3 protein-coding genes are annotated in these 4,255 nt (G+C 71.4%); all 3 read left to right on the top strand.

The window, feature by feature from the left end; genetic code table 11:
• A partial coding sequence (locus tag D7V88_RS39365; protein WP_147449073.1) for a TolC family protein occupies positions 1 to 1,267 on the top strand: 1,267 nt, incomplete at its 5' end.
• A 5-nt stretch (positions 1,268 to 1,272) separates the two neighbouring features.
• Positions 1,273 to 2,472: an efflux RND transporter periplasmic adaptor subunit gene (locus tag D7V88_RS39360; protein ID WP_120545658.1), complete on the top strand. Its 1,200-nt coding sequence runs from the start codon at positions 1,273 to 1,275 to the stop codon at positions 2,470 to 2,472.
• A partial coding sequence (locus tag D7V88_RS39355; protein WP_147449072.1) for an efflux RND transporter permease subunit occupies positions 2,469 to 4,255 on the top strand: 1,787 nt, incomplete at its 3' end. The genes D7V88_RS39360 and D7V88_RS39355, both read left to right, overlap by 4 nt.

The following is a 4,255-nucleotide window of genomic DNA, read 5'->3' as shown; positions in this document are numbered from 1 at the left end:
CCCCAAGCCCCAGGCCCCGGAGCCCGGCGCCACCCCGCTGACGCTGGAGCGCGCCGTGGCGCTCGCGTCGGAGCGCAACGAGGCCGTCCTCGCCGCGGGACAGCTCGCGGAGGCCGCCGGGGCCCGCGTCGCCCGCGCCCGGGCCTTCTTCCTGCCCAGCCTCACCGCCACCGGCACCTACACGCGCCGCCTGCGCGAATCCACCCGTGAGGTGGGCGGACAGACCGTCGTCCTCCAGCAGTTCAACGCCCTGGGCGCCAACTTCAACGGGCGGATGGCGCTCTTCGACGCGCGCGGCATCCCCTTGTACCGGGCCGCGAAGCTGGAGAGCGAGGCGGCGCAGTTGGACGCGGTGGAGTCGCGCCGGCAGGTCTCCTTCTCGGCGGCCAACGCGTTCCTCGTCACCCTGGCCAACCAGCAGGTGTATCAGGCCGCCGAACAGCGGCTCGCCTATGCGCGCCAGGGGCTCGCGGACGCGCAGGCCCGGGCCGCCGCGGGGCTCGCCAGCACCAACGACGTCACCCGCGCGGAGCTGGAGGTCGCCACCGCGGAGGCCAACCTCGCCGCGGCGCTGGGCACTGCGGAGACGAGCCGGTTGGAGCTGGGCTTCCTGCTCGTCGAGCCCGTCCAGGGGGAGCTTGCCCCGCCTGAGCCGCTGCTTTTGGATGCCTCGCGTCCCGCGCCCGCGCTGGACGTGCTCACGGCAGGGGCGACGGACCGGCGGCCGGACATCCTCTCCGCGCGCCTGCGGGTGCGCTCGCTGCGTGAGAGCGCGAAGGAGCCCCTGGCCCGCCTGCTGCCCACGCTGGGAGCGACCGCGCAGTTCCGCCTCACCAACGAGGCGGGTCTCAACGGCAACGTCGGTGATGGTTTCCTCACGGTGGATCTCACCTGGAACCTCTTCGACGGCGGCGCGCGCTACGCGGATCGCCGCGAACGCGTGGCCAACGCCAACGCGGCGGAGCTGAACACGCAGGCGGCCACGCGGCGCGTGTCGGTGGACATCGAACAGGCGCGGGTGAATCTGGAGACGGCCCGCGCGGCGCTCGCGCAGACGGAGCAGGCGGCCCGCGCGGCACGCAAGAACGCCGCGGAGACGGGCATCCTGTACCGCCAGGGCCTGTCCACCGCGCTCACCGTGGCGGACGCGTCACTCAGTCTCTTCGAGGCGGAGGTCGCGCTGGCCCGGAATCGCTATGGGCTGGGCGTGGCGCTGCTGGGCCTCCGGGCCGCTGTTGGACTCAATCCATTGGGGAAGGAACCGTGAAGGCAATGCGACGCACTGGAGTGCTGGCCCTGTCCCTGGCCGTGCTGTCCCTGGCCCCGGGCTGCAAGAAGGAAGAGGCGGCTGCCGCGGGCGGCGGCAAGGGCGGCAAGGGCGGTGTGTCCGGCCGGGGCCCCATCCAGTTCCCGGTGGAGGTCGCGCCGGTGGAGACGCGCGACGTGGAGTACGCGGTCAGCGCCGTGGGCGCGGTGGAGGCCTTCGAGCGCGTGCAGATCACCGCGCGTGTGCCGGGCGCGCTGGAGAAGGTGAACTTCAGCGAGGGCCAGGCGGTGAAGAAGGGCGACACGCTCGCGGAGATCGAACCCGCGCGCTACGCCATCGCCGTGCGCTCCGCGGAGGCCATGCTTCAGAAGGCCCAGGCCGCGCTGGTGGAGGCGAAGGCCGGGGCCCAGCGCCGCGCGGAGGTCAACGCGCAGAGCCCGGGCCTGCTGCCCGCCGAACAACTGGAGACGTTCCAGGCCCGCGCCGCCACCGCGCAGGCGGACGTGGCCTCCGCGAAGGCGATGTTGGATCAGGCGCAGCTCAACCAGCGCGACGCCTACGTGCGCGCGCCCATGGACGGCGTCCTCCAGACGCGCACGGTGCAGACCGGCCAGTACGTGCAGCCGGGCGTGGTGCTGGCCACGCTCCTGCGGCGGGAGCCGCTGCTCCTGCGCTTCAACGTGCCCGCGGCGGACGTGACGCGCATCACGCCGGGCATGCCCGCGAAGTTCACGGTGCGCTCGGAGGGCGGGACGTTCACCGCGAAGATCACCTACGTGGCCGCGAGCGCGGACGACCAGAGCCGCATGGTGGCGGTGACGGCGGAGGTGACGGGGGAGGCGGCCCAGAAGCTGCGCCCCGGCGCGTTCGCCTCGGTGAGCGTGCCGGTGGAGACGCGCGGCGGCAGCCCGGTGATTCCGCAGACGGCCATCCGCCCCAGCGAGCGCGGCTTCCTCGCGTTCGTGGTGACGGACAACAAGGCGCGCGAGCGCATCCTGGAGTTGGGCCTTCGCACGTCGGACGGACGGGTGGAGGTGAAGGAGGGCCTGAAGCCCGGTGAGACGCTGGTGGTGCGCGGCGCCGAGGCCCTGCGTGACGGCGTCGCCGTGCGCGTGTCGGAGAGCCCCAAGCCGAAGGTCACCGGCGAGCAGCCCGCTCCCGAGGCCCGCACGGACACGGCCCAGGGCACGGAGGGTCGGCCATGAGCATCACCGACGTCTGCATCAAGAAGCCCGTGTTCGCCTGGATGATCATGGCGGCCACGATCATCTTCGGACTGGTGGCGGCCCAGCGCATCGGCATCAGCCAGTTCCCGGACGTCGACTTCCCCACCATCAACATCTCCGTGTCGTGGGATGGCGCCAACCCGGAGGCGGTGGAGACGGACGTCGTCGAGTTCATCGAGGAGGCCGTGACGCAGGTGGAGGGCGTCAAGAGCATCACCTCGTCGGCGCGCCAGGGCAGCGCGAACATCACGGTGGAGCTGGACCTGTCGCGCAACGTGGACCTGGCGCTCCAGGACGTGCAGACCAAGGTGAGCCAGGCCCAGCGCCGGCTGCCCCTGGACATCGATCCTCCCGTCGTCTCCAAGTCCAACCCGGAGGATCAGCCCATCATGTGGCTGGGCGTGTCCGGGCCCTTCTCCCAGCAGGTGGTGAGCGACTTCGCCCGCTACCGCGTGAAGGAGCGCCTGCAGACGGTGCCCGGCGTGGGCGAGGTGATGCTGGGCGGCCTGCTGGAGCGCAACGTGCGCATCTGGGTGGACGCGCAGAAGCTGGACGCGCACGGGCTCACCGTCACGGACCTGGTCGCGGCGCTCCAGCGCGAGCACGTGGAGCTGCCCGCCGGCCGCATCGAGACGGAGGGCCGCGAGGTCAACGTGCGCTTCATGGGCGAGGCGTTGGACCTGGAGACGCTGCGCGACGTGGTGGTGCGCGAGGATGCCGGCCGCGCGGTGTACCTGCACGACGTGGCCATCGTGGAGGATGGCTTCGAGGACGAGCGGCGGCTGGCGCGCGTCAACGGTGAGCCCGCGCAGGCCCTGGGCATCAAGAAGCAGCGCGGCGCCAACGCGGTGGCCGTGGCCAAGGAGGTGCGCCAGGTGCTGGCGGACCTCCAGAAGGACCTGCCGGAGGGCATGAACGCGAGCATCAACTTCGACTCGACGCAGTTCATCGAGGAGAGCGTGCACGAGATTGAGTTCGAGCTGCTGCTCGCGTGCATCCTCACCGCGTTCGTGTGCTGGGTGTTCCTGGGGTCGCTGTCGAGCACGCTCAACGTCGTGCTGGCCATCCCCATGTCGCTTCTGGGCACGGTGGCGGTCATCTACTTCCTGGGCTTCACGCTCAACACGTTCACGCTGCTGGGCCTGGCACTGGCGGTGGGCATCGTGGTGGACGACGCCATCATGGTGCTGGAGAACATCTTCCGGCACGCGGAGGAGGGAAAGGACCGGGTGCGCGCCGCGCGCGAGGGCACCGCGGAGATCACCTTCGCGGCGCTGGCGGCGACGCTGGCGGTGGTGGCCATCTTCCTGCCCGTCGTGTTCATGAAGGGCATCATCGGCCGGTTCTTCCTCCAGTTCGGCGTCACGCTGTGCGTGGCGGTGCTGCTGTCCTACGTGGAGGCCATCACCCTGGCGCCCGCTCGGTGCGCGCAACTGCTCAAGACGTCGCGCGAGCACCGCAGCCGCGTGGGCGTGGTGGTGGACAAGGCCTTCACGAAGCTGGAGAACCTGTACGCGCGCGTGCTGGCCTGGGGGCTGGTGCGGCCGTACCGGGTGCTGCTGGTGGCCGTGGCGATGCTGGTGCTGAGCGCGTTCGCGTTCAAGGCGCTGCCGGGCGAGTTCGTCCCGTCGCAGGACCAGGGCCGCATGTCGGTGCGCTTGCAGACGGCGGTGGGCAGCAGCCTGGAGGAGACCAACCGCCTGTTCAAGCGGGCGGAGGACTTCGTCGCCAGCCGGCCAGAGGTGACGCGCGTATTCGCGGT

Origin of the sequence: Corallococcus terminator (assembly GCF_003611635.1) — a bacterium.
Classification (GTDB): Bacteria; Myxococcota; Myxococcia; order Myxococcales; family Myxococcaceae; genus Corallococcus; species Corallococcus terminator.
The sequence above is the reverse complement of the archived record's forward strand: the minus strand, read 5'-3'. Positions and strand labels throughout refer to the sequence as shown.

Coding starts and splice junctions, on each gene's coding strand:
- D7V88_RS39360 (WP_120545658.1), top strand. CDS start 1,273: ATGCGACGCACTGGAGTGCTGGCCCTGTCCCTGGCCGTGCTGTCCCTG.